The organism is Marinobacterium lutimaris, assembly GCF_900108065.1.
Lineage (GTDB): Bacteria > Pseudomonadota > Gammaproteobacteria > Pseudomonadales > Balneatricaceae > Marinobacterium_D > Marinobacterium_D lutimaris.
Genome location: NZ_FNVQ01000005.1, coordinates 64755 through 90775, shown reverse-complemented (window position 1 = coordinate 90775; position 26021 = coordinate 64755). Strand labels below are relative to the sequence as shown.

The window sequence follows — 26021 nt, the reverse complement described above, 5'->3', positions numbered from 1 at the left end:
GTCGTTCTTCAGGCTTCTGCTGTAACGATCCCCAGCGCGTCGGCGATTTCGTCGGCGCGCTCTGTTATCCACTCGGGCCGGATCGGACCCCAGTCTGTCACGCGATAGTGGCCCTGGTTATTGCGGGCGCCATCCTGCTGTTCGAAATCGCACTGAATACCTAAATCATCCACCGACTTCAGCGTGTCCTGCAGGGTGCGCCGTGGCATGCCTGTGGCTTTCTGCAGGCTGGTCAGGTTGTGCTCTTCGCGGCTGATCAGCCAGCACAGGTAGAGCTTGCGCTGGAAGGCTAATGCGGCCTTGCTGTCGCTGAGAATGTAGTCGCTCGGTAGTGCGCTCAATGGAATCTCCGCTAAAGGCAGGTCTTTCTGTTGAGGCCTGCCACAAGTTAGAACGATAGGGCTGTGATCGCAGCCTGGACTGCAACTTCAGCTACAACCAGAACAACCACGAAGATGGTACGCGGAACTCTGGCTGAATTCAGCAATGCGGCGGTTAACTGTTATATCCGTGCTTCTCGATCAGTTGCGAACAAACCGTGCACCTTGCCAGTCTTTTGGGCAATTTCGGTGCGGATAGCGTTGCTGACTACAAATGACTCCTGCTGGAGAGGTAAAACTGGGCCTTCAATCAGACATTTTTTCTTTCTCGATCGCGACTGAAAAGAGACTGTAAAGAAGGAGGCGGAAAATGCGCGGCTTTGGATGGATTTAAAGCCCGCCGGCTAAGCCTCTTGGTGAATCGACTCAATTCAGGCTCAGTGGCGCTCCTTATCACGGTTTTCTTTCAGCCCGGGTTAATGGGGAAGTGACTTAACACCGTTTAAAGCTTTTGGTCTGTCTTTTGCATTTTTACTTAAGGTTTTGGATTACGTATTTCACTGTGGCTTATTCGGTCTGGAGATAATGGCCGGATAAGTATCACTTGAGTCCAGGCTATAGCTCCAGGGTTGCTGAAAAGGGTTGGCTAAGGCCATGTTAAAGCGAAGGTTTTTCGCTGGTTGAGGGCCATTTCGGTGATTGAGCAGTGGCTGGTCTGGATAGTGGAACATGTAACGAAACGGTTGTTTTTGCGCAGTTTATAGACTAAAACGATCGTTCGTCCGACGGGCATCGGACCAAAACAATAAAAAAATTCGCTGGAGTCAGCTGTGTTTTTAGCTGGCGATAGAACAGTTCACACAGGGATGCAGTATGCATATAGGGACCTTGGGATTCCCCGACGACCAGTTTAAAAAACTGGAGAAAATTCTCACCCTATCCAAACAGAAATCCTTCACGCTTTGTCCGTTTGAACCGGCGTCAACGCCAGATCTTATGCTGGTCTTTGGCGAAGAAAACCTCGCCACCGACGGGCTTGCCGAGTTGCCGGATGATTTCGGTGACCGGATGGTTGTTGTCAGCCGCACAGCGCCGGCACGTGAAGACCTTCATCATATCAAGCTGCCGTTTATCTCCTCCCGTGTTATCCGCACGCTGGAGCGGTTTGATCCCTACCTGCCAACGCTGAACGAAGCTGTCGAATCCGAACAGGAATCCAGCCTGGAGCCTGGTCAGGAATCTGAGCCAGAGTTCGTCGCGGATGAGCCGCCGGAAGCTCTGGTCGAACCGGATCAGGACGAGGTTCTGGCGGAGGCGCCGCCCGCCGCCGAGGTTGAGCCGGAAAACCGTTTCAGCAAGTACGATGCCCAGATTCAGGCGCTGCGCGAGCAGGGGCGGGATCAGGCGGTGGCTGATCGCCCCTACCGGGTGCTGGTGGTGGATGACAGCGTGCCGATGCAGCAGGCGCTGGCGAAGGCGCTGCATGCGCTGGAGTACCCGGTGGAGATCAGCTTTGCCGACGATGGCGAAGCCGCGCTGGCCGAAGTTGGCAGGCAGCCTTTCGACTTTATCTTTCTCGATATCATGATGCCCGGCATCGACGGCTTCGAAACCTGCACCCGGATGCGGGCGATCCCGGAGCTGAAGAAAACGCCGATCATTATGCTCTCCTCGAAAAGCTCTCCGCTGGATGAGGTCAAGGGGATCATGGCGGGTTCCTCCACCTACCTGACCAAGCCGATCCAGACCGAGGAGTTCAGCAAGGTGATCAAGCGTGTCACCCGCTGGGTTAGCGAGTTCAAGAAAGCCTAACTCTGAAACAGTTGAGCTCTAAAAAATTTGTATTTCAGGCAAATACAGTTCTACCGACACTTTGGAAACCATCATGGCCGTAAACAAGATTCTCGTGGTTGAAGACGATCCTGCGCAGCAGCAGCACCTGCGCGACATTCTCAAAAGCACCGGCGCCCAGATACTGGCGGGCTCCAACGGCGAAGAGGGTATCGCCCTGGCCGAGAAGGAATCTCCGGACCTTATTTTCATGGATATCGTAATGCCGGGTGTGGATGGATTTTCCGCTTGCCGGCAGATCACCAACAGCGCCAAGACCAAGGGTATCCCGGTGGTGATCGTCTCCAGCAAAAACCAGGAGGCGGACAAGGTATGGGCCCAGTTGCAGGGCGCCAGCGCAGTGGTGGCCAAGCCCTATACCGAGCAGGATATCCTCGATCAGGTTGCGCAATACAGTTAACAGCACCGTTAATGAGGCGCTTGAGCGCGCAGCAAAACACACAAGGTTAAGCGGAGCAGGCAGCTAATGGATGAATTGTCCCAGGCGCTATCCAGTGCACAGGACCGGCCAGAAGTGGGCAAGGAGGCAGGAGAGGTGCGTCACGGCTTTATGCTGGGCGAGCACCGTCTGCTGCTGGCGGCCGGTACTCTGGCGGAGCTGGCGGGCAAGACGGCGATCTGCGCTTTGCCGGATACGCCGGCCTGGTTCGCCGGTTTTATCAATCACCGCGGCCATACGGTACCGGTCTATGACCTGAGCCTGCTTATCGGCGCCGGCGCTACGGACCTGGGCCGTCAGTACTGGATACTGCTGCTGGATCGCCAGCCTGCCACTTTCGGGGTGATCCTGCGCCAGTTGCCGGCGGCGATCAACGATCCCCAGCCTGCGGCGTCGGCGATAGCCGCTGTGCTGCCTGAACCACTGGAACGCTGTGTCAGTGGTCGCTACCAGCTGGGCCAGCAGAGCTGGGCGGAGCTGGATCACCGTGGCCTTGTCCAGCAGCTTAAATCACTTTTCCACGCCCGGGACGGGGTCTCCACCGCGCCGGAAAACCAGAATAACGAACAGTCGTGAGGTAGAGCACAATGCCATTGTTTGGTGGAATCCAGCATATCCGGGTGGGCGTCAAGTTCGCCATCGCGGGGCTGCTCATGGTGATCGGCGTAGCGGCCATTTCGGCGGCCTATTACCAGACGATCCGTATCGTCGAGCAATCCCAGCAGGACAGGGAACAGACCCGCGCGCTGGCCGAGGATGTGGGCCGTCTGGATGCGCTGCTTCAAGGCATGGCGTCGTCGATCACTGAAACCGAGATGCGCTTCACCAGCGCGGCGGTGGAGAACTTTTCCACAGCCGCCCAGGCATACGGCAACGCCCTGCGCACCTCGCTGAGTCAGCTGCGCAACGAGGAGGACCGACAGAGTTTTACCGCTGCGCTGCAGACGCTTGGGTTCTGGGACACCATGGATCAGCTGGCGCAGCTGAACCTGGATGGCTCGAGCCTACCTGTCGTGGAGATTCGCGAGGCGCGTCAGGGGCTGGCCGCACTACTGACCGACCTGGAGCTGCGTAACTACCGTCTGCGCGGGCTGGTGCGTGACTACGAGCGTCAGGATCTGATCACCGAAAACGCGGCCCTGGCAGAGCTTATCCAGCTCAGCTTCCTGTCGCTGATCATTCTGGGTTTTGCCCTGGCGGTGGCGCTGGCGATCGCCAAGTACGGTGTACTTGATCCGGTGCGGCGCATACAGGCCACGGTGGATGCCGTGCGTGGCGGCGATACCGAGGCGCGTACCCGTCTGGAGAGCCGCGATGAGCTGGGCCAGATGGCCACGGTACTCGATAGCCTGCTGGATGAAAAAGAAACCGCGCTGGCGCGCCAGGCGGCGGAAAACAAGAAGCTTAACGACTCTATCATCACGCTGATCCAGAGCGTTTTCCGCATCAGTCAGCGCGACCTGACGATCCGGGTACCGGTGGCGGAGGATATTACCGGTGCGGTGGCCGACTCCATCAACCAGCTGACCGATTCCATCGAGGGAGTACTGCGTGAGGTTAGCGCGGTCTCCAGCGAAGTTAACGAAACCTCCGTTGAGGTGCGTGCACAGTCGGGTCGAGTGATCCAGCACGCCGACAAGGAGCAGGAGGAGATCGTTGAAACTCTGCAGGGGCTCGATTCCGCTATCCAGGCGATGCAGCTGATCGCCAAGCTGGCGGCAGTCTCCAACAGCGCTTCCAAGCGCGCGATCAATACCGCCGATAACGCCAGGGGCTCGGTATCGGCCACCATCGACAGCATCAACAAAATCCGCCAAACGATTCATGAGGCGGAGAAACGTATCAAGCGTCTGGGCGAACGTTCCCAGGAGATCGGCGGTATTATCGGCCTGATCAACAACATCTCTGAGCGTACCCATATCCTGTCATTGAACGCGAGCATGCACGCGGCCTCCGCCGGTGAAGCCGGTCGTGGCCTGATGGTGGTGGTAGACGAAGTGCAGCGCCTGGCGGAGAACTCCCGTGAGGCCACCGCCGAAATCGAAAGTCTGATCGGCAACATCCAGATGGAAACCGCCGATACCATCCACGTTATCAACACCGTAATCGAAGACGTTGTCGCCGGTACGCGCCAGGCGGAAGAGGCCGGTGAACGTATGGAAGAGACCCGTAACACGACTCAATCGCTGGTGGAGTCGGTGGTGCGCATCGCCCGCAGCGCCACCAGCCAGGCGAAGCTGGCGCAGGGCCTGCGCGAGCGCGCCGGCAGCATCAACGACTTCAGCCGCGCCACCAACACCGAGATGCAGGCGCAGCTGCAGCTGTCCGAACGTCTGGTAAGGGCAGCCGATGAGCTGCAGGGCTCGATCAGTGTGTTCAAGCTCCAGGCGCTTGAAGTGCAGCCTGAACCAGCATTGATCGAAGAAGCTGAGACGGTCTGAAGGGCGGATGACAGTGGTTGATCAAACCGAGGTGCAGGGACTGGCGGCGCTGGGGGAGGTTATTGATGGACTGCGTCTGTCTCTGGCCGATGGCAGTGTCGAAATTGCTGAACTGGGCGCAGAGCTGGAAGCAGCGGCGGAGCTGGCGCTGGATAGCGAGCTACAGGGGCTGGGTGAAACTCTCAGCCTGATCGCAGAGCTGGTTGCGGCGGAAGAGTCGGAGCAGCTAAGTGCCGGGCTGGTACCGGTGTTGGGGAGCATGCTTGAAGTGCTGCTCAGCGCCCGGGCGCCAACGACGCGGGTCGAAGCTCTGCTGACGGGAATGCAGCACAAGCTCTGGCAGGCACCCTTGGCCGCGGAAGACCTGGAGCTGTTGCCGGAACTGCTGCTTGAGGACTGGGCCCGCATCGATAGCGATATGGGCTTGCCTCAGGTTGAGGCTGAACCGGACACTGTTGAAGCCGAAGCCGAAGCCGAAGCCGAAGCCGAAGCCGAAGCCGAAGCCGAAGCCGAAGCCGAAGCCGAAGCCGAAGCCGAAGCCGAAGCCGAAGCCGTGGCTGAAATGCTGCTTGCCCGCAGCGATGCGCTATCCGAAGCGGAGCAGCAGCCGTTGGCGGATCTGCTGGCGCTCAGTGCAGAGCTGCTGGAAAGCGGTTCAGGACTGCAGGATGAGGTCGCGCAGGAGCTATTGGCCGCGCTGGACTCCCTGGATTTGTCCCCCTCACTGGGAAGCGCTCTGCGAGTGCTCGACCTACTGGCAGATTCGCGCTGGCCCGAGCCCTCCGATGTCGAGGATCTAAACGATCTGCGCGCGATGCTGGAGGAGTTCTTTGCAACCGGCGAAGAGAGCGCAGCAATACCGGTTTCTCAAGCCGATCCTGCCGGCAGCGATAGTGCAGAAGCGTTGGCGGCGGCTCTTTTCGAGCGCAGCGAGCTGTTCGCCGAGAGCGATCAGCAGCCGCTGGCCGATCTGCTGGCGCTGAGTGCGGAGCTGCTGGAATCGGCCGGATCTCTGGATGATGCGCCCGCGGCGCAGCTTTTGGCAGCGCTGGATAATTTGGAAACGCCCAGTCTTGAGGCGGCGCTGGCGGTGCTGCAGCTGCTTGGCGACCCCCGTTGGGATCAACCCTCTGACGACGAGGATCTAAATGATCTGAGTGTGATGCTCAGGGAGTTTTTCGACGTTGTTGATGCGGAAACCGCTCCTGCTCCTGCTCCTGCAATCGCCGAACCGGTTGAAATTGCTAGCGTCGCAGAACCAGAACCAGAACCAGAACCAGAACCAGAACCAGAACCAGAACCAGAACCAGAACCAGAACCAGAATTTGATATAGCTCCGGCGATAGAAGAGATTCTCGCGGCCGCCAGCTTTTGCCCTGTGGATCTCTCGCTGCTAGAGCAGTCCGGCCCCAGCGTGGACGAGGGCATACTGGCGATGCTGGCCAACTCCCTGCAAACGCTGGAGTCACAATGGCATTCCGAACTGTCCGCCGAGGATGCCAGGGAGCTGCTGGAAGATAGCGTCGATGCATTGGCACCGTTAACCCGCGCCTGTCAGACCGTGCGGCTCAGCGGTGTCGAGTTGCTTCTTGAAGGGCTGTTGGTGAACCTGGGTGTCCTGGTGCGTGAACCTGAGCGGCTGCACGGCTATCGTCGCCAGCATATCGCTCGTACGCTCAGCGCGCTGCATGCCCATCTGGATAATCTGGCAGATCGCAGTGCCCGCGAGGCGCTGGTGGACTGCCTCAGCGATGAAGCCCTGCCGGTGCCGGCGGATATTCAGCAGGCAGGATTCATCTCCGGCCTGCTGGCGCTGGCAAGCATTCAATCAGCGGATGCGATTGAGCTGCAGACCGCTCAGGCCGGGGATACCGATCTGACCATCGGCGAGGGCGTCGATGAGCAGTTGCTGGAGATGCTCTACGCTGAGCTGCCGCTGCTGGTGGATGAGTTCCAGCAGCAGCTGCAGGCGGTTACCCAGCAGGGCGAGTCGGAAGCCCTGCTGTCGGCGCAGCGCGCCGCGCATACGATTAAGGGGCTGGCCAACATGGCGGGGATCCGCGGTGTCGCCAACCTGACTCATCACCTGGAAGATATTCTGGAGCTGCTGACCGACGCGCAGATGCTGCCGGGAGAGCAGCTGTCCCAGGATCTGGCCGCCGCCGCCGACTGCCTGGCGCAGATGAGCGAAGTGGTCACCGAAGGCGGTATGGCGCCGGAACATGCCCTGGCGCAGCTGCAGCAACTATTGAACTGGTATTACCGTTTGCGCACCGAGGGGATGGAGTGCGCGGCCCAGGTACTCAGTGGTGAGGAGCGCGAGCGCCGTCGGGAGCAGGCCGAAGCCCAGGCCGCCGAGGTGGAAGACGCTGCGGCCACGGAGGTCCAGATTGAAGCGCCGGCCAACCCGGCAGCGTCGGAAAGCCGTGAGGCGGGCCAGATTCGGGTGCCGGTTTCTATTCTCGATAACCTGTTTCGTATCGCCGGTGAGTCCAGCACCCTGGGCACCCAGCTTGATGCCACGCTCACCGAGCTGCGCGCGCTGTCGCGCACCAATCGTGACCGTCAGCGCGTGCTGCAAAGGGTTATCTTCGAGCTGGAGCAGCAACTGCAGGACCACTTCACGCTCTCGCCTGCGTTGCAGGAGGGCGAAGATGATTTCGACCCGCTTGAGATGGACCGTTACCACGCCATGCATACGACCCTGTCGCAGCTGCAGGAAGCGGCGGCGGACGTCCGCGAGGTGGACCAGTCTTCCGAGCGTCAGCTGCGTCAACTGTCTGAGCTGCAGGTGGCGCAGAGTCATCTGCAGAAAGAGTCGCTGGATAACGTGCTTGGCACCCGTCTGGTGGCGGCAAAAACGCTTTCTTCACGGATGCAGCGCATCATGCGCCAGGCCTGCCGTGCGGCGGACAAGCAGGGACAGTTGCTGATCGAGGGTGAGGAGGTGATGGTGGACAGCCAGATCCTCAACCAGTTGGCAGATCCACTGATGCACCTGATCCGTAACGCTGTGGATCATGGTCTTGAAACCCCGCATCTGCGCTTCGAGGCGGGCAAGCCGGAAACCGGCGTGCTGAAGATCCGCTTTGCCAAGACAGAGGGGCAGGTTTACGTCAGTTGCGAGGATGATGGCCGCGGTATCGATCTGGATCGCGTGCGCCAGATCGCCGAGCAGCGTGGGCTGATCGGTAGCGAAACTGAGCTTAGTGAAGCGGAAACCCAGCGCCTGATTCTGGTGCCTGGTTTTTCAACCCGCGAGGAGATCAGCCAGCTGTCCGGCCGTGGTATCGGTATGGATGTGGTGTATCAGCAGGTTACCCGGATGCAGGGTACGCTGAACATCAACTCCCGGCCGGGGCGGGGCACCCGCTTTGAACTGGCGATGCCGTCATCTTCGCTGCTGGTGCACACCCTGCTGGTGAAAAGTGCGGCGCAGCGCATCTATGCACTGTCCGGCCATACCATCGACCAGAGTCTGCTGTCGCTGGACGGCCAGCTGCAGGAAACCGCAGATGGCTTGAGCTTTACGCTGAATGATCAAACTTATCCGGCCTATACGCTCGAAGAGCTGGCCGGTGAGCGGGTGCCGGATTATAGCGATATGTCGGCGCACCCGGTGCTGCTGGTGAACCTGGACCAGGGTGAGAAGGCGGTGGTGCTGGTACGCGAGGTTCTGGCGCACCGCGAACTGGTGTTCAAACGCCTTGGTGAACATCTGCCGGATATTCCCGGTATCCCCGGGGTGACTATCCTGGCTAACGGTGAAGTGGCGCCGATCATCGACCTGCAGGCGCGCGTGCGCCATTGTCACTCGCTGGTCGATCGCGTGGCGGAGCGGCTTGATGCCAGCCAGGCGTCCGGTCTGCCGAAGCTGCTGGTGGTGGATGATTCGCTCAGTGCCCGCCGTACCCTGGCGACACTGCTCAGTGACAGCGGTTACGAGGTGAATACGGCGATCGATGGTTTCGATGCGCTCGACAGTATCCGTCGTGATCCGCCTGACCTGGTGCTGACCGACCTTGAGATGCCACGCATGAGCGGTATGGAGCTGGCGGCGATGCTGACCAGCAGCCGTGATTTCGGTGAGATACCGGTGATCATGATCACCTCGCGCTCTACCCGCAAACACAGGGACGAGGCGGAATCTTCAGGCGTATCGGCCTATCTGAACAAGCCGTGGAGTGAAGCGGTGGTGCTTGATGAGGTGGAGCGTCTGCTGACGGTCGCCAGGTCAGGAGTCCGGGTTCAGTCGTGAACCCGGGCGGTATTGAAGCCGTTGCTGTCGATCTCCACATGGCGCAGCGGAAAGTGTTGCTTCTTGCGGTCTTCAAAGTAAAGGCTGAGCACCTTGCGGATCGTTTCGAAGGCTAGCTGGTCCCAGGGTATATCCTCTTCGCGGAACAGCTCCACCTCCAGTGATTCTTCCGAGGGCGCGAAGCTTGGCTCCGGCATCTCTGCCAGGTAGATCATCTGTACCTGGTTGACGTGGAGAATCGAGGTCAGCGTGTACAGGGACTGGATCTCGACCTCGGTGCAGGCTTCTTCCAGGGTTTCGCGTCGGGCCGCATCCTCGGTGGATTCGCCGTTCTCCATGAAGCCGGCTGGCAGGGTCCAGTAGCCCAGACGTGGCTCTATCGCCCTTTTGCACAGCAGTACCCGGTCGCCGTAGACCGGCAGGCAGCCGGCGATGATGCGCGGGTTGTGGTAGTGAATTGTGCCGCAGGCTGGGCAGATGTGCCGCTCGCGGTTGTCTCCCGGTGGAATGCCGATTTCGACACTTTCACCGCACTGGCTGCAGTATTTCATGGGGCTCCCTTGGTTTGCTGGCTCAATTCTAGGCGTGCCGGCGATGGCGCTCAACCGTTACGAGTCGCGGTGTTTTATTTGAAAGGTTAGTATTGCTGTAAATGGAGGCGAGTATGCTGGAGCAGTTAACAAGGCGGCTTGCCCTGCACCGACCCTGGCGTATCCGTGCGCCCGGGGCAGAAGCGGGCGTACTGGTGGCATTGACGGATAGTAATGATCCCGAAGTGGTGCTTACGTTGCGCGCGAAGAACCTGTCGACCCATCGTGGTGAAGTGGCCTTTCCCGGCGGCAAGCGTGATCCTGAGGATCTGGATGTGCTGGCGACCGCCCTGCGTGAAGCGGAGGAGGAGGTGGGGCTGCACTCCGGCCAGGTCCGCATTATCGGCTCTCTGGGGCAGCTGATCTCCAAGCACAGGCTTGCCGTTACGCCCTGGGTGGGTATTATCCGACCCGACGTGCATCTGGTGGCCAACCCGGGTGAAATCGAACGAATTTTCCGGGTGCCGCTGCGTTTCTTCCTGGAGCAGCCAGCGCTGCGTACCGATGAAATCCCGTTTCGCGGCAAAACCCATTATGTCCCGGCCTGGGAGTATGAGGGCGCCGTTATCTGGGGGCTGACCGCCTATGTGCTGGTGGAACTGCTGAATACTGGCTTCGATGCCGGGCTGCCGATGCGGCCGCGTCCCGAACATCTCGAAATTGAACATGAGTGAAACACAAAAATGAGTGAAACGAGCCGCCCTGCCGGTGTGCGCAGCCCCTGTATCGGTGTCTGCATGCTGGACGATGATGATCTATGTACCGCCTGCCGTCGCAGCGGTCTGGAAATTGCCGACTGGGGTGCCATGAGCGATGAGGAAAAACGCAGGGTCTGGGCCCTGATTCGGCGTCGTGAAGCGGGTGAGCGGGGGATCTGAGATCCCCGCGCTACGCAGTAGCTCGATCGATCAGCTTGAGCTTTCTGTCTTGTGAATCCGAACCGTTTTGACCCGGTTATCGCTGATCTGCAGGGTTTCGAACTGATACTTGCCCAGGCGCAGGCAGACATTGGCGTCCGGCAGTGACTCCAGGGTTTCCGTAATCAGGCCGTTAAGCGTTTTCGGCCCGTCGGTGGGTAGTTCCCACTGCAGCGATTTATTGATCTCGCGGATGTAGGCGGAGCCGTCGATAAAGTAGCTGCCATCCTCCTGCGGATGGATCTCCTGATTCATCTCGGCGTTATCGGCGGACAGTTCGCCGACGATCTCCTCCAGAATATCCTCCAGCGTCACTATCCCTTCGATATCGCCATACTCGTCGACCACTATGCCGATACGACGGCTGTGCTTCTGGAAGTTCAGCAGCTGCGTCTGCAGCGGCGTGCTTTCCGGCACGAAGTAGGGCTCGTGCACCACCTGCATGATGGCGGCTTTATTGAGTCGGCCCTGCTGGATCAGCTGTGCCAGGTTGCGCATATGCAGCACCCCGATCACATGGTTGATATCACCCTGGTAGACCGGCAGGCGCGTGTGCTTGGTGGTGGAGAGCTGTTCAAGGATCTGATCCATATCCTGGTCCAGGTCGATCCCTTCAACCTCGCTGCGCGGAATCATGATGTCGTTGACGGTGACATCGCCCAGTTCCAGCACGCCCAGCAGCATCGACTGGTTACGCTGCGGGATCAGTGCGCCCGCCTCGTTGACCAGGGTGCGCAGCTCCTCGGTGCTCAGGTGTTCGTTGTTTCCGCCGGAGACCTTGATGCCGAAGATGCGCAGAAAACCGTTGGTGATGCTGTTGATGATCCATACCAGCGGGTAGAACAGTTTCAGCATGGGGCGCAGGACATAGGCCGCCGGGAAGGCGATTTTTTCCGGATGCAGCGCTGCCACGGTTTTCGGCGAAACCTCGGCAAAAATAAGGATGATCAGTGTGAGGCCGGCGGTGGCTATGGCGATACCGGCGTCACCCCAGATGCGCACGCCGATGATGGTGGCGATGGCGGAGGCGAGAATGTTAACGAAGTTGTTGCCGATCAGGATCAGGCCGATCAATCGGTCGGGGCGTTCAAGCAGGCTGCTGGCCTGGCGTGCTCCCCGGTGGTGATTCTTGACCAGGTGTCGCAGCCGGTAGCGGTTTAGCGACATCATGCCGGTTTCGGAGCTGGAGAAGAACGCAGAACAGATAATAAGTAGGGCAAGCAGGATCAATAATGAGCTTATCGACGCGTCTTCCAAAGTAAAGCAACCTCAGCCTGAAAAAAGAACAGCCATTGTCTGGTCAGGTGGGTACCCTGTCAAGGCGTGAGGTCTTAACCTTTGAGCAGTATTTCGACGACAATTTTAGAGCCGAAAAACGCCAGCATCAGCAGAATGAAGCCGCCCAGAGTCCAGCGCACCGCGGTCTGGCTGCGCCAGCCAAGAATGAGGCGTCCCGCCAGCAGCACGGCATACACGAGCCAGGCGACGATCGACAGTACCGTTTTATGAACAATATGCTGGGCGAACAGATCTTCTACGAAGAAAAAGCCAGTGATCAGCGCCACGCTGAGCAGGATGAAACCGCACCAGAGCATCTCGAACAGCAGTCGTTCCATGATCTGCAGCGGCGGCAGTGAATTAAGCAGACCGCGAGTGTGATGCTGCTTGAGCATCTTTTCCTGGCGCGACAGCACCAGCGCGTGGAGCGCGGCGAGGGTGAAAATGCTGTAGGCGAGCAGTGATAGCAGGATGTGAATAACCAGCCCGCCGGAGTAAATGCGGTGATCGCCGGTATCCGGCGCAAACGCTGCAAGCCCCGCGGTGACGGCGGCCATGCTAAAGGCGCCTATGAAGAGGTTATCAAGCTTCTGACGCAGGCTGCTGGCCAGCAGGATACCGACCACCACCCAGGCGATCAGCGAACCCACCCTGAAGGTACCCAGGTCTATGCCGTCGGGAACGTGCAGTACCGAGTAAACGGTGTAGCCGTGAACGACAAACGCCAGGGAGCCCAGAGTACGAATGAGGCGGCCGCGGTTATCGGTCGGCGTAGACAGTCGCTGCCACTGTAACCAGGCGGCACCCATGTAGACCGTCATGGCGATCACTGTGGTGGCGGACAGCATTCAACTCCTCCCTAAGGAACCGGTGCCGGGGCGGTTTTATTTAAATAGAATAAGAAGCTCAATTTGGGCGAATAGTTTGTCATAAACACCTGTTCAGGGAAACATCGCCCGGTGTGCATATAAATGATGTGACGCAAGCGGCGGGTGCGTAGCGGGGGGCTGCTCCTGTATAATGCGCCGTCATTAGTAACTTGCATTAGGTACTCGCGCCGGCCCAGCGGGCTTTCAGCGACTTTATATATCCAGAATATCCAGGCTGTCGGGGTGTTCCCGGCCGTCCAAGGCAGAGGTTTTTCATGTTCGATAATCTGACAGAACGGCTAACGCAAACGCTGCGCAGCGTTACCGGTCAGGCCAAGCTGACTGAGGATAATATCAAGGGCACGCTGCGCGAAGTGCGCATGGCGCTGCTTGAGGCCGACGTGTCGCTGCCGGTGGTTAAAGAGTTTATCAACAGCGTCAAAGAGCGCGCTGTTGGCCAGGAGGTCAGCAAGAGCCTGAGCCCGGGCCAGGTATTCGTCAAGATCGTCAACGAAGAGCTGGTCAAGGTGATGGGCGAGGCGAACGAGGAGCTGAACCTCGCCGCAACGCCGCCAGCCGTGGTGATGATGGCCGGTCTTCAGGGTGCGGGTAAGACCACCTCTGTGGGCAAGCTGGCTCGCTTCCTGAAAGAGCGGAAAAAGAAAAAGGTGCTGGTGGTTTCTGCCGACATCTACCGTCCGGCGGCGATCCGTCAGCTGGAAACCCTGGCAGGTGAAGTGGGTGTGGATTTCTTCCCCTCGACCGCTGAGCAGGATCCGGTGGATATCGCCAATGGCGCCATCGCCCATGCCCGTATTCAGCATCACGATGTGGTGATCCTCGATACCGCCGGCCGTCTGCATGTCGATACCGACATGATGGACGAGATCAAACGTCTGAACGCGGCCGTAAAACCGGTTGAAACCCTGTTCGTGGTCGACTCCATGACCGGTCAGGACGCGGCCAACACCGCCAAGGCGTTCAACGAAGTTCTGCCGCTGACCGGCGTGATCCTGACCAAGACCGATGGTGACGCCCGTGGCGGTGCCGCCCTGTCGGTGCGTCATATCACCGGTAAACCGATCAAGTTCCTCGGTATCGGTGAGAAGAGCGACGCGCTGGAGCCGTTCCACCCGGATCGTGTGGCCTCCCGCATCCTCGGTATGGGCGACGTGCTCTCCCTGATCGAGGAAGCCGAGCGCAAGATCGACAAGACCAAGGCGGAGAAATTCGCCAAGAAGGTTTCCAAGGGCAAAGGCTTTGACCTGGAAGACTTCCGCGAGCAGCTGCAGCAGATGAACAACATGGGCGGCATGATGTCGATGCTGGAAAAACTGCCGGGTATGGGCCAGATGGCTCAGGCCGCGCAGAGCGCCCAAGCCGAGCAGGGGATGAAGCAGTTCGAGGTGATCATCAACTCGATGACGCCGAAAGAGCGCCGCAACCCGGATATTATCAGCGGTTCCCGCAAGCGTCGTATCGCGATGGGTTCCGGCACCCAGATCCAGGACGTAAACCGCCTGCTTAAGCAGCACAAGCAGATGGCCAAAATGATGAAGAAATTTGGCTCCAAGGGTGGCATGGCCAAGATGGCGCGCGGCATGAAAGGCATGCTGCCGCCGGGCATGGGTGGCGGCGGCGGTTTCCCCCGCTTCTGACCCTGGTGCCGGCGCCTGGGGGTGCTGGCTAAAAACTGCACGAAACAGCTTTTATCGGGCGGTGTATTCACGTAGAATCACCGCCCTGATTTTTGTCAGCCTGTCAGGGTGCGCTAAGCGCGTTTGTGACAGGTTGCAAGGCAAGGCCCTTTCTCCGGCGTTTGGCGCTGGTCGAAAGGAAACAATCACGATGGGCGATCTTAAAACCCATCCCGCGAAATAAAGGGGTCCGCATGGTCACTATTCGTTTGTCTCGTGGTGGCGCTAAAAAGCGTCCGTTCTATCACATTACTGTTGCCGATTCGCGTTTTGCGCGTGACAGCCGCTTTATTGAGCGGGTCGGTTTCTTCAACCCGATCGCTCGCGGTCAGGAAGAAAAACTGCGCGTTAACCTGGAACGTGTCGAATACTGGCTCGGCAAAGGCGCTCAGCCGTCTGAGCGTGTTGCTGCGCTGCTGAAAGACGCACGTAAAGCAGCAGAGTAAGGTTGACGGGCAGGCTTGGTTAGAATGAGTGAATACAGCGAAGAGGATGTAGTTACCCTCGGACGCTTTACCTCCACTTATGGTGTGCAGGGCTGGATCAAGGTCTTCTCCTACACCGATAAGATGGACGATATTCTGACCTACTCGCCGTGGCTGATTCGCAAGAACGGTGTTTGGACCGAGCTGAAGCGGGTTGGCGGTAAAAAGCACGGCAAGGGCCTGATTGCCAAGCTGGACGGTATCGAGACCCCTGAGCAGGCGAGGCTCTTTGCGAACCTCGACATTGCAGTGCCCAAATCGGCGCTGCCAGACCTGAAGCAGGGCGAGTATTACTGGAGCCAGCTGGAAAACCTGTTGGTATATACCGAATCCGGCGAGTTGCTGGGTCGGGTTGATCATCTGATGGAAACCGGCGCGAATGATGTGCTGGTGGTTAAAGGCACCGAAGACAGCATCGATCGCGAAGAGCGTCTGCTGCCCTGGCTGCCGGATCAGGTGATAAAAGAGATTGATCTGGATTCAGGCACTATGCGGGTCGATTGGGACCCGGAGTTCTGAATCATGTGGTTCGGGATCGTATCCCTGTTCCCGGAGATGTTCGAAGCGGTCACCCGCTACGGCGTTACCGGACGAGCAGTACGTAATGAGCTGATCAGCGTTGAGTGCTGGAACCCGCGTGATTTCACGCATGACCGGCACCGTACCGTGGATGACCGCCCCTACGGCGGAGGGCCCGGCATGCTGATGAAGGTTCAACCGCTGCGTGATGCGATCCAGGCGGCGAAAGCTGCGGCGGGCGACGATGCCCGGGTGATCTATCTTTCCCCCCAGGGGCGAAAGCTGGATCAGTCCGGAGTTGCTGAGCTGGCACAGGCGCAGAAGCTGATTCTGGTAGCGGGTCGCTACGAGGGAATCGATGAGCGTCTGATCCAGTCTGAAGTCGATGAAGAGTGGTCTCTCGGCGACTTTGTTCTCAGCGGCGGCGAGTTGCCGGCGATGGTGATGGTGGATGCGGTAGCGCGTCTGGTGCCGGGGGTTCTCGGTCACAGCGACTCTGCCGTGGAGGATTCCTTCTACGAAGGCTTGCTCGACTGTCCCCATTACACGCGGCCTGAAACGCTCGATGGTATGCAGGTGCCTGATGTACTGCTCAGCGGCAATCACGAGCAGATAAGGCGCTGGCGGCTCAAGCAGCAGCTTGGACGTACCTCGGAGCGACGCCCGGACTTACTGGAACAGATCGAGCTGAACCCGGAACAGCAGGCGCTGTTAAGCGAATATATCCGCGAGGCCAAAGGGCCAGCGGGTGAAAATTAGGAGCGAGCGATGAGCAGCAAAAACACAATTATTCAGCAGATCGAAGCTGAACAGACTGGTAAAGAAGTACCGGCATTTGCACCGGGTGACACCGTTGTTATCCAGGTACGCGTAGTAGAAGGCACTCGTAGCCGTCTGCAGGCGTTTGAAGGCGTTGTAATCGGCAAGCGTAACCGCGGCCTGAACTCTGCTTTCACCGTACGTAAAATCTCCCACGGTGTTGGCGTTGAGCGTACCTTCCAGACCTACAGCCCGACTGTAGAAGGTATCGAGGTTAAGCGTCGTGGTGACGTACGTCAGGCTAAACTGTACTACCTGCGTGAGCGTAGCGGTAAGTCTGCACGTATCAAGGAAAAGCTGGGTTAAGCGATTTAATCGCATCAGCTTCCGAGAAGGGCGGCCCTAGGGTCGCCCTTTTTGTTGATATATACCTACATTGAGCGATACTTCTTTCCGTTATGATGGCGGTAGTCTATGTCTGGGGCTGTTCGGCATTTCGCCGCGATAGCATCTCGCCTTTTAGGCTCGGCGGACATAGAATCCGAACCAAACAGGGATAAAAACGAAAGGAGTGGCCGATGCGCAAACTCGCCACCTGGTTGTTCTTACTGGTCCTGCTGCTGGCGTTGGCGCTCGGTGGTATGTATGGCTTTTACTGGTATCAGGTAAAGACCTTCGTGGACGATCTGGCCGTGCAGGTCAGTGGTCAGGCGCAGATCGAATATGACGCTATCTACGCGGATCCCCGCGGTGAGGTGGGCGTCGACGGTATCAATATCACACTGACTCAGGACGGCATCCGCATTCCGGTGCAATCGATCCGTGTTCGCTCCGATGATCCCTTCTTCTTTTTCAATCCACAGGGCCGTATCGAGTCCGGTGACTGGCCAGGGCGTCTGAGTCTGGTGGTTAAACAGGCCGAGGTAGGCCTGGATAGCGGCCTGGTTAAAAGTATCGAACAGCAGGCGGCGCTGGCCATGGAAGCGAATCCGCTGGCGGTGAGTCCCGAGGCGCTGGCCTGTGGTGATCTGCAGCAGTTGGGCGTAGCCGAGATGCGTCAGATGGGCTATTCACGCTTTGTCTCCGATATGGTGGTCGGGCTCGATGTGGATCGCTACAACCGCCGGGTGACGCTGAATACCGATTTTTCCGCCAATCAGTTCGGTAGTTCCACTGTTGAGCTTGAGTTCTCCGTCGCCAGTGATGACCTGGTGCCGGCCCAGCTTCTTGCCGCGAATCCACGCCTGCGCAAGCTGGAGGTAAGCTATCAGGATGGTGGCTACAACCAGCGCCGTAACAGCTTCTGTGCCGAACAGGCCGGCGTCGAGGTGGATGCCTATCTGGCCGATCATCGTCAGTTGATGGAGCGTACTCTGCTGGCTTCCGGCGTCGATCTGCCGGAGCTCCTCTGGGATATCTACAGCGGTGTGAATCAGCCTGGCGGCAGTCTGATGCTGACCATGCGTCCGCCGGGAGGGCTGGGACCGGAGGTCATGGCGGCGCTTGGGTCGCCCGGCGATATGATTGAGCGTCTCAACCTTGCGGTGCGTCTGAACGGTGAGCCGGTGGCGGTTAACAGCATCGACTGGAGTCGTATTCAGGTTGAACCTGTGCCTATGCCTGCGCAGGGTGATGAGTCGCTGGCTGGCGAGGAGGCGATCTCCATGGATGAAGCGGTTGAGGCTGTTCTGGCTGAGGGTGCGGAAGCTGAGGTTGCTGAGGCAGAAATTTCTGATGCGGTTGAGGCAGAGACTGCAGCTGCTCCAGAGGCTGAACAGGTCGTCATGGTGCCAGACATCTTTGCCGGCATGCCGAAACGAGCGCTCAAGCCTGAGCCTAAGCGCTATCGTCCTACCGAGTTGTCTCAGCTGGCTGCGATGCAGGGGCACCCGGTGCGGGTGAAAACCGACCTGGGTAACCGCTTCGAAGGGCGTATTGTCGAAGTCGAGAATGGCAATACTCTGCTGATCGAGCAGCGCCTGGATCGAGGCATCATCACCTATCCGCTGGAGTTTCAGCAGATCCGCTCCGCCGAGGTTTATCGTTGAAACCAGATCGACGTCGGCGGGCGAAACAGCCCGCCGAACCTGATCAAGCTCTTATCGCTCAATATCTCGATCACCTCTGGCTTGAGCGTGGTTTGAGCGATAACACCCGCTCCTCCTATCAGCGTGACCTGAGTCATTTTGCCTGCTGGCTCAATGAGCGGGGGCTGGCGCTGCTCGAGGTGGTGCGTGCCGATCTGCAGCGCCATCTGCACTGGCGTATTGAGCAGCAACTGCGTCCCACCTCTACCTCTCGTTTGCTCTCAACGTTACGGGGTTTCTACCGTTATCTGCTGCGTGAACAGATGATTGCTGCCGACCCGACGCTCAATATCGATAGCCCAAAACGAGGCCGTCCGCTGCCGAAAACGCTGACCGAAGCCGATGTGGAGGCTCTGCTTGCGGCGCCGGATACCGGCACCGCGCTGGGTTTGCGTGACCGCACCATGCTGGAACTGCTATATGCCTGTGGTCTGCGCGTATCCGAGCTGGTGGGGCTTAGGCTCGAGGAGCTGAATCGGCGCATGGGTGTGCTGCGGGTGATCGGCAAGGGTGACAAGGAGCGCATGGTGCCGGTGGGGGATGAGGCCCTGAGCTGGCTGACCCGCTACCTGCGTGAGGGTCGTCCGGAACTTGGCGACGATCCGCGTATCGAAGAGTTGTTCCTGAGCAGGCTTGGGCAGGCGATGACGCGCCAGACCTTCTGGCATCGGATCAAGCGCTATGCGGTGGAAGCGGGGATCGATAAGCCGTTATCACCCCACGTATTGCGCCACGCATTTGCCACTCATCTGCTCAATCACGGCGCGGACTTGCGTGTGGTGCAGATGCTGTTAGGACATTCGAGCCTGTCGACCACACAGATCTATACCCATATCGCTACCGCGCGGTTGCAGGCGCTGCACAGGGAGCATCATCCGCGGGGCTGATTGCGGGCTTCCGGGTGAGGTCGGTGGTAGACTGACAAATAACGGATTTTTCAATCTTTCAGGCTTTTTCAGGCTTTTACTTTCGGGAGAGTGGCATGCGGGCGTTAGTGGCTGCGATGTTGATGTTGGTAGTAGCGCAGGGCGCTCAGGCTGCAGAGGATGCAAACAACAAGATCGCTGAGCGTATCAAGAGTGTTGATAGCCGGCTGGATGTTGAGTCGGTAACGGCTACGCCTATGGATGGCCTCTTTGAGGTGGTCTTGAGCAGCGGTGAGGTGCTCTACACCGATAGCGAAGGAGAGTACGTACTTTCCGGCGAGCTGTTTCACCTGGAGCAGGGGCGTGGCCTGGTCAACCTGACCGAGCAGCGGATGCAGAAGGTGCGCGTTGATGCCCTGGCGAAGATCCCTGCCGAGCAGCGCGTGGTGTTCCCGGCCAAAGGGGAGCGCAAGGCGCGGATCCAGGTGTTTACCGATGTGGACTGCGTTTACTGCCGCCGCCTGCACTCCGAGGTTGAAACGCTGAACGAGATGGGTATAGAGGTCGACTATCTCGCCTTTCCGCGTGGTGGTGAGCGCTCCGCTGCTGCGGGCAAAATGTCAGCAATCTGGTGTGCTGAACCCGGCGAAGAGCGACGCGAGCTGATGAACCGTGCCAAGGCGGGTGAAGCGCTGGAACCGGTGAATTGCGAGAATCCGGTGCTGGATCAGTTCCACCTCGGGCAGCAGCTGGGTGTAAACGGTACACCGGCGCTGATTCTCGACAATGGTCAGATGCTGCCGGGCTACGTGCCGGCGGAGCGTCTGAAGCAGATCCTGGAGATCTGATTCAGCAGTTGATACTGCAGGAAGGTTATCCGGGCGGGTGCGTGAGACGCACCCGCCTTTTTTGTGGCCAACTATGAGCAGTTATCCCGCCGAGTAAATGGATGCAGGCGAGCGGGGTTTGCTATACTAGGGCCCATTTTTCGCCCGCGAGAAGTCACGAACCGTCACCACAGCGAAACCGCAGCAGCGGATTTTATCGGGTGGCGGGGCTAACGGGTTGTTTTGACAAGCAAAGCGAGGTGTTGTTTGAAACCGGTAAAAGTTGGAATCTGTGGTCTTGGCACCGTCGGTGGCGGTACTTTCAATGTGCTCATGCGTAACGCTGAAGAGATTGCGCGTCGTGCTGGACGTAAAATTATTGTCGAGCAGATTGGCACGCGGCATGAAAACCCCGCCTGTGATACCACCGGTATTCAGATTACCAACGACATTTTCGCTGTCGCTACCAATCCTGAGATCGACATCGTTGTCGAGCTGATCGGTGGTTACGAGACCGCTCGTGACCTGGTGCTGACCGCTATCGCCAATGGCAAGCACGTGGTCACCGCCAACAAGGCGCTGATCGCGGTGCACGGTAATGAAATCTTCGCTGCGGCGCAGGAAAAGAACGTCATGGTCGCGTTCGAGGCCTCGGTTGCTGGCGGTATCCCGATTATCAAGGCGATCCGTGAAGGTCTGGCGGCCAACAAGATCAACTGGCTCGCCGGCATCATCAACGGCACCGGCAACTACATCATGTCCGAGATGCGCGAGAAGGGTCGCGCTTTCGATGACGTGCTGGCCGAAGCCCAGGAGCTGGGCTATGCCGAAGCCGATCCGACCTTCGACGTCGAGGGTATCGATGCCGCGCACAAGCTGACCATCCTGGCTTCCATCGCCTACGGCGTGCCGCTGCAGTTTGAAAAGGCGTACACCGAGGGGATCAGCAAGATCACCACCGAAGATGTGCAGTACGCCGAGGAACTGGGCTTCCGTATCAAGCATCTGGGCCTGAGCCGCCGTACTCCGCAGGGCATCGAGCTGCGCGTGCACCCGACCCTGATCCCGCAGTCCACGCTGCTGGCCAGCGTTAACGGTGTGATGAACGCGATCCTGGTGGATGGCGATGCCGTTGGCCAGACCCTGTACTACGGCAGCGGCGCCGGTGCTGAACCGACCGCTTCTGCCGTGGTGGCCGATATTGTCGATGTGGTCCGCACCCTGACCGCCGACCGTGATAACCGCGTACCGCACCTGGCGTTCCAGCCGGGTCAGCTGTCCGAGCTGCCGATGCTGCCGGTGGACGATGTAGTGACCGGTTACTACCTGCGTCTGCAGGCGGTGGAGCGTCCGGGGGTTCTGGCGCACGTCACCCGTATCCTGGGTGAAAAGGGCATCAATATCGAAGCGATCATTCAGAAACAGACCCGCGAAGCGCAGGTGCCGGTGATCATGATGACCCAGCGTGTGGCTGAAAGCACCATGAACGAAGCGATCCGCGAGATCGAAGCGCTGCCGGATATCCTCGGCGAAGTGGTACGTATCCGCGTCGAACATCTGGCAGATTGAGGTTAATAGAACCATGAAATATATCTCTACCCGCGGCAAGGCTGAGAAGCTTGAGTTTGCCGATGTACTGCTTGCAGGGCTTGCCAGCGATGGCGGCCTTTACGTGCCGGAACAGCTGCCGACCTTCTCTCAGGAAGAGATCGCTTCCTGGTCAGGTCTCTCTTACGCGGATCTCGCGTTCAAGGTGATCAAGCCGTTCGTCGATACCTGCATCAAGGATGAAGACCTCAAGCGCATGGTCGATGAGACCTATGCCGGTTTTAACCACTCCGCCGTTGCGCCGCTGAAAGAGCTGGGCACCAACGAGTGGGTGCTGGAGCTGTTCCACGGCCCGACCCTGGCGTTCAAGGATTTCGCCCTGCAGCTGCTGGGCCGCCTGATGGATCACGTGTTGGCCGAGCGCGGCGAGCGTCTGGTGATCATGGGCGCTACGTCCGGCGATACCGGCTCCGCCGCTATCGAGGGCTGCCGCCACTCCGAGCACCTGGATATCTTCATCCTGCATCCGCACAACCGCGTATCCGAAGTGCAGCGTCGTCAGATGACCACCATTCTGGCCGACAACGTCTACAACATCGCGCTGGAAGGCAACTTCGATGACTGCCAGCAGATGGTCAAGGACAGCTTCGCCGATCAGGCCTTCCTGAAAGGGCTGAAGCTGGGTGCGGTCAACTCGATCAACTGGGCGCGCATCATGGCCCAGATCGTGTACTACTTCTCCGCGTCTCTGGCAGTGGGCGGTCCCCATCGTCCGGTGGCCTTCTCTGTTCCGACCGGTAACTTCGGCGATATTTTCGCCGGTTACCTGGCCAAGCAGATGGGTCTGCCGATCCAGCAGCTGGTAGTCGCCACCAACCGCAACGACATCCTGCACCGCGTGATCAGCGGCAACGATATGTCCAAGGGCGATCTGGTGCATACGCTGTCACCGTCTATGGATATCATGGTCAGCTCCAACTTCGAGCGTCTGCTGTTCGATGTTTACGACCGTGACGGCGCCGCCATCAGCGAGCTGATGGACCGCTTCAAGAAAGAGCCGGTCAAGCTGGATGCGGCGCGTTGGGAAAAAGTGCGCGAACTGTTCGACAGCGCCTGTGCCGACGACGAAACCACCTGCCAGACCATCGCCGACGTGCATGCCGAAACCGGTTACCTGCTCGATCCGCACACCGCCATCGGCGTCAAGGCCGCGCGCGAGTGCTGGCGTGACAAGTCGGTGCCGATGATCACTCTGGCTACCGCTCACCCGGTTAAATTCCCTGAGCCGGTGATCAAGGCGGGTCTGGAAGGTCCGGCACTGCCGGAGCACCTTGCCGATCTGTTTGAGCGTGAAGAGCGCCTCGATGTAATCGATAACGATATCGCCGCCGTGCAGTCGTTTATCGCGTCGCGGGTACATCGCGACTGATCTGCTGAAGGCCCGGAGATCTCCGGGCCTTTTTCTCCTTCTCCCGTTCCGGACTCCTTAGCAGGGAGGGCGCCATGGATAGTTTTTTCACTGTTTCCAAGCTGTTCTGGTTTTTTGCCCGCCCCGATCATCTGCTGGTGTGGATGCTGCTACTTGGATTGTTCAGCCTCTGGGTCGGCTGGAAGCGCTTCGGCGGCGTGCTGCTCGGCTGCAATCTGATCCTGTTCCTGCTGTTTATGCTGATGCCTCTGGGCGATGCGCTGCTGATGCCGCTGGAAAAACGTTTTCCACAGCCGCAGCAACTGACTAATGTGCAGGGAATTGTGGTGCTGGGTGGCGGTGAGCTGGCGGAGGAGAGTGAGTTTTGGGGACAGCCCCAGGTCAATCAGGCCGGTGAGCGGCTGATGATGATCCCGATGCTGGCGCGCCAGTTCCCCAACGCGAAGATCGTCTTCACCGGCGGTAGCGGTTCGGCGCTGCGGCCGGAGTTTCGTGGTGGTGATGTGGCGGCCGGTTATCTGCAGAGTCTGGGTTTGTCGGACCGGGTGATGATCGAGCGTAACTCCCGCAACACCTATGAAAACGCCGTTTATACCCTGGATGAGCTGGGCGGTGTGCCTGAGGGCAACTGGCTGCTGGTGACCTCGGCGTTTCATATGCCGCGCTCGATCGGCGTGTTTCGCCGCCAGGGCTGGGGTATTACCGCGTACCCTGTGGATTATCGTGCGCTGAGCGCCAATGGCGCCCGGCTTGACCCAAGCCTGTGGGAGAATCTGCGCGATACCGAGACCGCTCTGCGTGAGTGGGTAGGGCTCGTCGCCTATTACCTGAGCGGTAAAACCAGTCAACTATTTCCGGCTCCCTTGCCATCAGAGAGCGCTGCAACCGTAACACCATGACCTCATCTTTTATTGAACGACGTCCCGCGCCCGAGCACCTGCCGAGCGCGCTTTCAGGTTTGCATCCGGTACTGGCGCGCATTTATGCCAGCCGCGGTATCAACACACCGGATGAGCTGGGTCGCCAGTTGAAGGAGTTGCTGCCCGATTCCGCCATGCATGGCATGGAGGCGGCGGTGACGCGGCTGGTGCAGGCGCTGCAGCGGCGTGAGGCGATCCTGATAGTTGGTGACTTCGACTGTGACGGTGCGACCAGTACCTCTTTGGCCGTGCTGGCTTTACGCCAGTTCGGTGCCGCCAGTGTCGAGTACCTGGTACCTAACCGCTTTGAGTTCGGTTACGGCCTGAGCCCGGAAATTGTCGAGGTGGCGGCCACCCAGGAGCCGGGGCTGATCATCACCGTGGATAACGGTATCTCCAGTATCGAGGGTGTCGAACGCGCCCGGCAGCTGGGGATCGATGTGCTGGTGACCGATCACCACCTGCCTGGCGAAGAGCTGCCAGCGGCCTGCGCCATCGTTAACCCGAACCAGCCGGACTGTGACTTTATGGCCAAGTCCACCTGCGGTGTCGGTGTGATCTTCTATGTCATGATCGCGCTGCGCCGCGCGTTGACAGAAGCGAACTGGTTTGCCGAGCAGGGGATCCAGCCGCCCAACCTGGCCAGCTTTCTCGATCTGGTGGCGCTGGGCACGGTGGCGGATGTGGTGGCGCTGGAGCGCAACAACCGCACCCTGGTGTATCAGGGGCTGCAGCGGATCCGCGCCGGTCAGGCGCGGCCCGGTATTCTGGCGCTGATCGAGGTCGCTGGGCGGCGTCGCGATATCCTCTGCGCCACCGATCTCGGCTTTGCCCTGGCGCCGCGGCTGAATGCCGCTGGCCGCCTGGAAGATATGTCGATCGGCATCGAGTGTCTGCTCAGTGATGACCAGGACTACGCCCTGGATCTGGCGCGCACCCTGGATGACCTTAACAAGGAGCGTCGTGGCATCGAGCAGGAGATGCAGCAGCAGGCGCTGGTGCTGCTGGAGCAGCTGCAGCTCGATGACGATGCCTTGCCCTATGGTCTGTCTCTGTTCGATCCGGGCTGGCACCAGGGCGTGATTGGTATCCTGGCGTCGCGGATCAAGGAGCGGGTGCATCGGCCGGTGATCGCCTTTGCGCCGGGGGATAACGGTGAGATCAAGGGGTCGGCGCGCTCCATCAACGGTTTCCATGTCCGCGATGGCCTGGCGGCGATCGATGCCCGTCATCCCGGGCTGATCAAAAAATTTGGTGGTCACGCCATGGCGGCGGGGCTGACCCTGTCGGAAGAGTCAATGACGACTTTTCGCGAGGCCTTCGATCAGGAGGTGCGGCGGCAGCTGGATGAAGCGGCGCTGACCCGCAGGGTCGTGACCGATGGCGCGCTGCGTGCGGAGCAGTTCACTATCGAGCTGGCGGAGCTGATCCGTGAGGCGGGCCCCTGGGGGCACCAATTCCCGGAGCCACGTTTCGATGGCCGTTTTCGCCTGCTGCAGCAACGTATCGTTGGTCAGCGTCATCTCAAGCTGGTGCTGATGGAACCGCAATCGGGCATGGCGCTGGACGCCATCGCCTTTAATATAGATACCCGGCAGTGGCCGGATCAGTCGGTGACCGAGGTTGAAGTGGTCTACCGGCTGGATGTGAATGAGTTCCGCGGTCAGCGGAATCTGCAGCTGATGGTAGAGCAGCTGCAACCTGTTTAAACCTGCCTAAACCCAAGTGGGAGCAAATCATGCACGAACTGAACCTGGAAGAACTGAGCGCACTGCTGGCCGTTTTCGAGCGCGCCGGAGTTGAAGCCAACGACAGCACCGAAGGCCAGCTGCTGGGCCGTATCCGCACCCTGCATGCGGAAAAGGAAGAGCTGGAATCGATGGATTTTGACGACTGCCTGGGTGGTGCCTGCAAACTGTAA

At 59.2% G+C, this 26021-nt stretch carries 24 protein-coding genes; 20 read left to right on the top strand and 4 right to left on the bottom strand.

The features are described from left to right. Nucleotides 1–8: 8 nt before the first annotated feature. Nucleotides 9–341: a winged helix-turn-helix domain-containing protein gene (locus tag C4S72_RS19800; RefSeq protein ID WP_235009207.1), complete on the bottom strand. Its 333-nt coding sequence runs from the start codon at nt 339–341 to the stop codon at nt 9–11. An 852-nt stretch (nt 342–1193) separates the two neighbouring features. Between C4S72_RS19800 and C4S72_RS19795 the strand changes: the two genes are divergently transcribed. The 5 genes from C4S72_RS19795 (at nt 1194) to C4S72_RS19775 (ending at nt 9309) form a co-directional block, all read left to right on the top strand. Continuing rightward, nucleotides 1194–2132 carry a response regulator gene (locus C4S72_RS19795; RefSeq protein ID WP_235009206.1) on the top strand — a complete coding sequence of 313 codons (939 nt, stop codon included), beginning with the start codon at nt 1194–1196 and terminating at the stop codon, nt 2130–2132. Between the two features lie 73 nt (nt 2133–2205). After that, nucleotides 2206–2571, top strand: coding sequence for a response regulator (locus tag C4S72_RS19790; protein ID WP_104004916.1), 366 nt, complete (start codon nt 2206–2208; stop codon nt 2569–2571). Between the two features lie 66 nt (nt 2572–2637). Further along, complete coding sequence (locus C4S72_RS19785; RefSeq protein WP_104004915.1) at nt 2638–3186, top strand: chemotaxis protein CheW; 549 nt, start codon at nt 2638–2640, stop codon at nt 3184–3186. 11 nt (nt 3187–3197) lie between these two features. Next, on the top strand, nt 3198–5051 hold the full coding sequence (locus C4S72_RS19780) for a methyl-accepting chemotaxis protein (protein WP_104004914.1): 1854 nt from the start codon (nt 3198–3200) through the stop codon (nt 5049–5051). 7 nt (nt 5052–5058) lie between these two features. Further along, nucleotides 5059–9309 carry a hybrid sensor histidine kinase/response regulator gene (locus C4S72_RS19775; RefSeq protein WP_235009205.1) on the top strand — a complete coding sequence of 1417 codons (4251 nt, stop codon included), beginning with the start codon at nt 5059–5061 and terminating at the stop codon, nt 9307–9309. On the opposite strand, the gene C4S72_RS19770 is transcribed toward C4S72_RS19775, so the two are convergent. Continuing rightward, on the bottom strand, nt 9300–9860 hold the full coding sequence (locus tag C4S72_RS19770; protein ID WP_104004913.1) for an NUDIX hydrolase: 561 nt from the start codon (nt 9858–9860) through the stop codon (nt 9300–9302). The two genes, C4S72_RS19775 and C4S72_RS19770, sit on opposite strands and share 10 nt — an antisense overlap. A gap of 113 nt (nt 9861–9973) precedes the next feature. Between C4S72_RS19770 and C4S72_RS19765 the strand changes: the two genes are divergently transcribed. Both C4S72_RS19765 and C4S72_RS19760 read left to right on the top strand, forming a co-directional pair. Beyond that, a complete protein-coding gene (locus C4S72_RS19765; protein WP_104004912.1) occupies nt 9974–10573 on the top strand; it encodes a CoA pyrophosphatase in 600 nt (199 codons plus the stop codon). Nucleotides 10574–10582: 9 nt separating this feature from the next. Then, the gene (locus C4S72_RS19760; protein WP_104004911.1) at nt 10583–10777 is read left to right on the top strand and encodes a DUF1289 domain-containing protein; all 195 of its coding nucleotides are present in this window, start codon (nt 10583–10585) and stop codon (nt 10775–10777) included. A gap of 30 nt (nt 10778–10807) precedes the next feature. Here C4S72_RS19760 and C4S72_RS19755 read toward each other — a convergent pair whose 3' ends face one another. Then, nucleotides 10808–12073 carry an HlyC/CorC family transporter gene (locus tag C4S72_RS19755; RefSeq protein WP_104004910.1) on the bottom strand — a complete coding sequence of 422 codons (1266 nt, stop codon included), beginning with the start codon at nt 12071–12073 and terminating at the stop codon, nt 10808–10810. Nucleotides 12074–12147: 74 nt separating this feature from the next. Then, nucleotides 12148–12942 carry a cytochrome C assembly family protein gene (locus C4S72_RS19750; RefSeq protein WP_104004909.1) on the bottom strand — a complete coding sequence of 265 codons (795 nt, stop codon included), beginning with the start codon at nt 12940–12942 and terminating at the stop codon, nt 12148–12150. Nucleotides 12943–13238: 296 nt separating this feature from the next. Between C4S72_RS19750 and ffh the strand changes: the two genes are divergently transcribed. From ffh to C4S72_RS19685, 13 genes are all read left to right on the top strand, one after another. Further along, the gene (ffh, locus tag C4S72_RS19745; protein ID WP_104004908.1) at nt 13239–14621 is read left to right on the top strand and encodes a signal recognition particle protein; all 1383 of its coding nucleotides are present in this window, start codon (nt 13239–13241) and stop codon (nt 14619–14621) included. 233 nt (nt 14622–14854) lie between these two features. Beyond that, a complete protein-coding gene (rpsP, locus tag C4S72_RS19740; protein WP_104004907.1) occupies nt 14855–15106 on the top strand; it encodes a 30S ribosomal protein S16 in 252 nt (83 codons plus the stop codon). 24 nt (nt 15107–15130) lie between these two features. Then, complete coding sequence (gene rimM, locus C4S72_RS19735; protein ID WP_104004906.1) at nt 15131–15664, top strand: ribosome maturation factor RimM; 534 nt, start codon at nt 15131–15133, stop codon at nt 15662–15664. Between the two features lie 3 nt (nt 15665–15667). After that, the gene (trmD, locus tag C4S72_RS19730; protein ID WP_104004905.1) at nt 15668–16423 is read left to right on the top strand and encodes a tRNA (guanosine(37)-N1)-methyltransferase TrmD; all 756 of its coding nucleotides are present in this window, start codon (nt 15668–15670) and stop codon (nt 16421–16423) included. Between the two features lie 9 nt (nt 16424–16432). Continuing rightward, nucleotides 16433–16789, top strand: a complete 357-nt coding sequence (gene rplS / locus C4S72_RS19725) for a 50S ribosomal protein L19 (protein WP_104004904.1) — start codon at nt 16433–16435, stop codon at nt 16787–16789. A 212-nt stretch (nt 16790–17001) separates the two neighbouring features. Then, complete coding sequence (locus tag C4S72_RS19720; RefSeq protein ID WP_104004903.1) at nt 17002–18471, top strand: LSm family protein; 1470 nt, start codon at nt 17002–17004, stop codon at nt 18469–18471. After that, nucleotides 18468–19397 (top strand): site-specific tyrosine recombinase XerD, encoded by a 930-nt coding sequence (xerD, locus tag C4S72_RS19715; protein WP_104004902.1) that lies wholly within the window; start codon nt 18468–18470, stop codon nt 19395–19397. Before C4S72_RS19720 ends, xerD begins: the two co-directional genes overlap by 4 nt. 95 nt (nt 19398–19492) lie before the next feature. Then, nucleotides 19493–20224 carry a DsbC family protein gene (locus tag C4S72_RS19710; RefSeq protein WP_104004901.1) on the top strand — a complete coding sequence of 244 codons (732 nt, stop codon included), beginning with the start codon at nt 19493–19495 and terminating at the stop codon, nt 20222–20224. Between the two features lie 246 nt (nt 20225–20470). Continuing rightward, nucleotides 20471–21772, top strand: coding sequence for a homoserine dehydrogenase (locus tag C4S72_RS19705; protein ID WP_104004900.1), 1302 nt, complete (start codon nt 20471–20473; stop codon nt 21770–21772). A 13-nt stretch (nt 21773–21785) separates the two neighbouring features. Then, nucleotides 21786–23180 carry a threonine synthase gene (thrC, locus tag C4S72_RS19700; protein ID WP_104004899.1) on the top strand — a complete coding sequence of 465 codons (1395 nt, stop codon included), beginning with the start codon at nt 21786–21788 and terminating at the stop codon, nt 23178–23180. Nucleotides 23181–23254: 74 nt separating this feature from the next. After that, complete coding sequence (locus C4S72_RS19695; protein ID WP_104004898.1) at nt 23255–24079, top strand: YdcF family protein; 825 nt, start codon at nt 23255–23257, stop codon at nt 24077–24079. Then, nucleotides 24076–25809, top strand: a complete 1734-nt coding sequence (recJ, locus tag C4S72_RS19690) for a single-stranded-DNA-specific exonuclease RecJ (RefSeq protein WP_104004897.1) — start codon at nt 24076–24078, stop codon at nt 25807–25809. The genes C4S72_RS19695 and recJ overlap by 4 nt, the downstream gene beginning before the upstream one ends. A gap of 29 nt (nt 25810–25838) precedes the next feature. Then, entirely contained in the window at nt 25839–26021 is a 183-nt protein-coding gene (locus C4S72_RS19685) for a hypothetical protein (RefSeq protein WP_104004896.1), read from the top strand.

Excerpts from the sequence above, each read along its gene's own strand:
- C4S72_RS19685 (WP_104004896.1), top strand. The coding sequence starts at position 25,839 with ATGCACGAACTGAACCTGGAAGAACTGAGCGCACTGCTGGCCGTTTTC.
- C4S72_RS19750 (WP_104004909.1), bottom strand. The coding sequence starts at position 12,942 with ATGCTGTCCGCCACCACAGTGATCGCCATGACGGTCTACATGGGTGCC.
- C4S72_RS19795 (WP_235009206.1), top strand. The coding sequence starts at position 1,194 with ATGCATATAGGGACCTTGGGATTCCCCGACGACCAGTTTAAAAAACTG.
- C4S72_RS19785 (WP_104004915.1), top strand. The coding sequence starts at position 2,638 with ATGGATGAATTGTCCCAGGCGCTATCCAGTGCACAGGACCGGCCAGAA.
- C4S72_RS19775 (WP_235009205.1), top strand. The coding sequence starts at position 5,059 with ATGACAGTGGTTGATCAAACCGAGGTGCAGGGACTGGCGGCGCTGGGG.
- rpsP (WP_104004907.1), top strand. The coding sequence starts at position 14,855 with ATGGTCACTATTCGTTTGTCTCGTGGTGGCGCTAAAAAGCGTCCGTTC.
- thrC (WP_104004899.1), top strand. The coding sequence starts at position 21,786 with ATGAAATATATCTCTACCCGCGGCAAGGCTGAGAAGCTTGAGTTTGCC.
- C4S72_RS19710 (WP_104004901.1), top strand. The coding sequence starts at position 19,493 with ATGCGGGCGTTAGTGGCTGCGATGTTGATGTTGGTAGTAGCGCAGGGC.
- rimM (WP_104004906.1), top strand. The coding sequence starts at position 15,131 with ATGAGTGAATACAGCGAAGAGGATGTAGTTACCCTCGGACGCTTTACC.
- C4S72_RS19695 (WP_104004898.1), top strand. The coding sequence starts at position 23,255 with ATGGATAGTTTTTTCACTGTTTCCAAGCTGTTCTGGTTTTTTGCCCGC.
- C4S72_RS19760 (WP_104004911.1), top strand. The coding sequence starts at position 10,583 with ATGAGTGAAACGAGCCGCCCTGCCGGTGTGCGCAGCCCCTGTATCGGT.
- C4S72_RS19780 (WP_104004914.1), top strand. The coding sequence starts at position 3,198 with ATGCCATTGTTTGGTGGAATCCAGCATATCCGGGTGGGCGTCAAGTTC.
- C4S72_RS19770 (WP_104004913.1), bottom strand. The coding sequence starts at position 9,860 with ATGAAATACTGCAGCCAGTGCGGTGAAAGTGTCGAAATCGGCATTCCA.
- C4S72_RS19790 (WP_104004916.1), top strand. The coding sequence starts at position 2,206 with ATGGCCGTAAACAAGATTCTCGTGGTTGAAGACGATCCTGCGCAGCAG.
- recJ (WP_104004897.1), top strand. The coding sequence starts at position 24,076 with ATGACCTCATCTTTTATTGAACGACGTCCCGCGCCCGAGCACCTGCCG.
- C4S72_RS19720 (WP_104004903.1), top strand. The coding sequence starts at position 17,002 with ATGCGCAAACTCGCCACCTGGTTGTTCTTACTGGTCCTGCTGCTGGCG.
- trmD (WP_104004905.1), top strand. The coding sequence starts at position 15,668 with ATGTGGTTCGGGATCGTATCCCTGTTCCCGGAGATGTTCGAAGCGGTC.
- ffh (WP_104004908.1), top strand. The coding sequence starts at position 13,239 with ATGTTCGATAATCTGACAGAACGGCTAACGCAAACGCTGCGCAGCGTT.
- rplS (WP_104004904.1), top strand. The coding sequence starts at position 16,433 with ATGAGCAGCAAAAACACAATTATTCAGCAGATCGAAGCTGAACAGACT.
- C4S72_RS19765 (WP_104004912.1), top strand. The coding sequence starts at position 9,974 with ATGCTGGAGCAGTTAACAAGGCGGCTTGCCCTGCACCGACCCTGGCGT.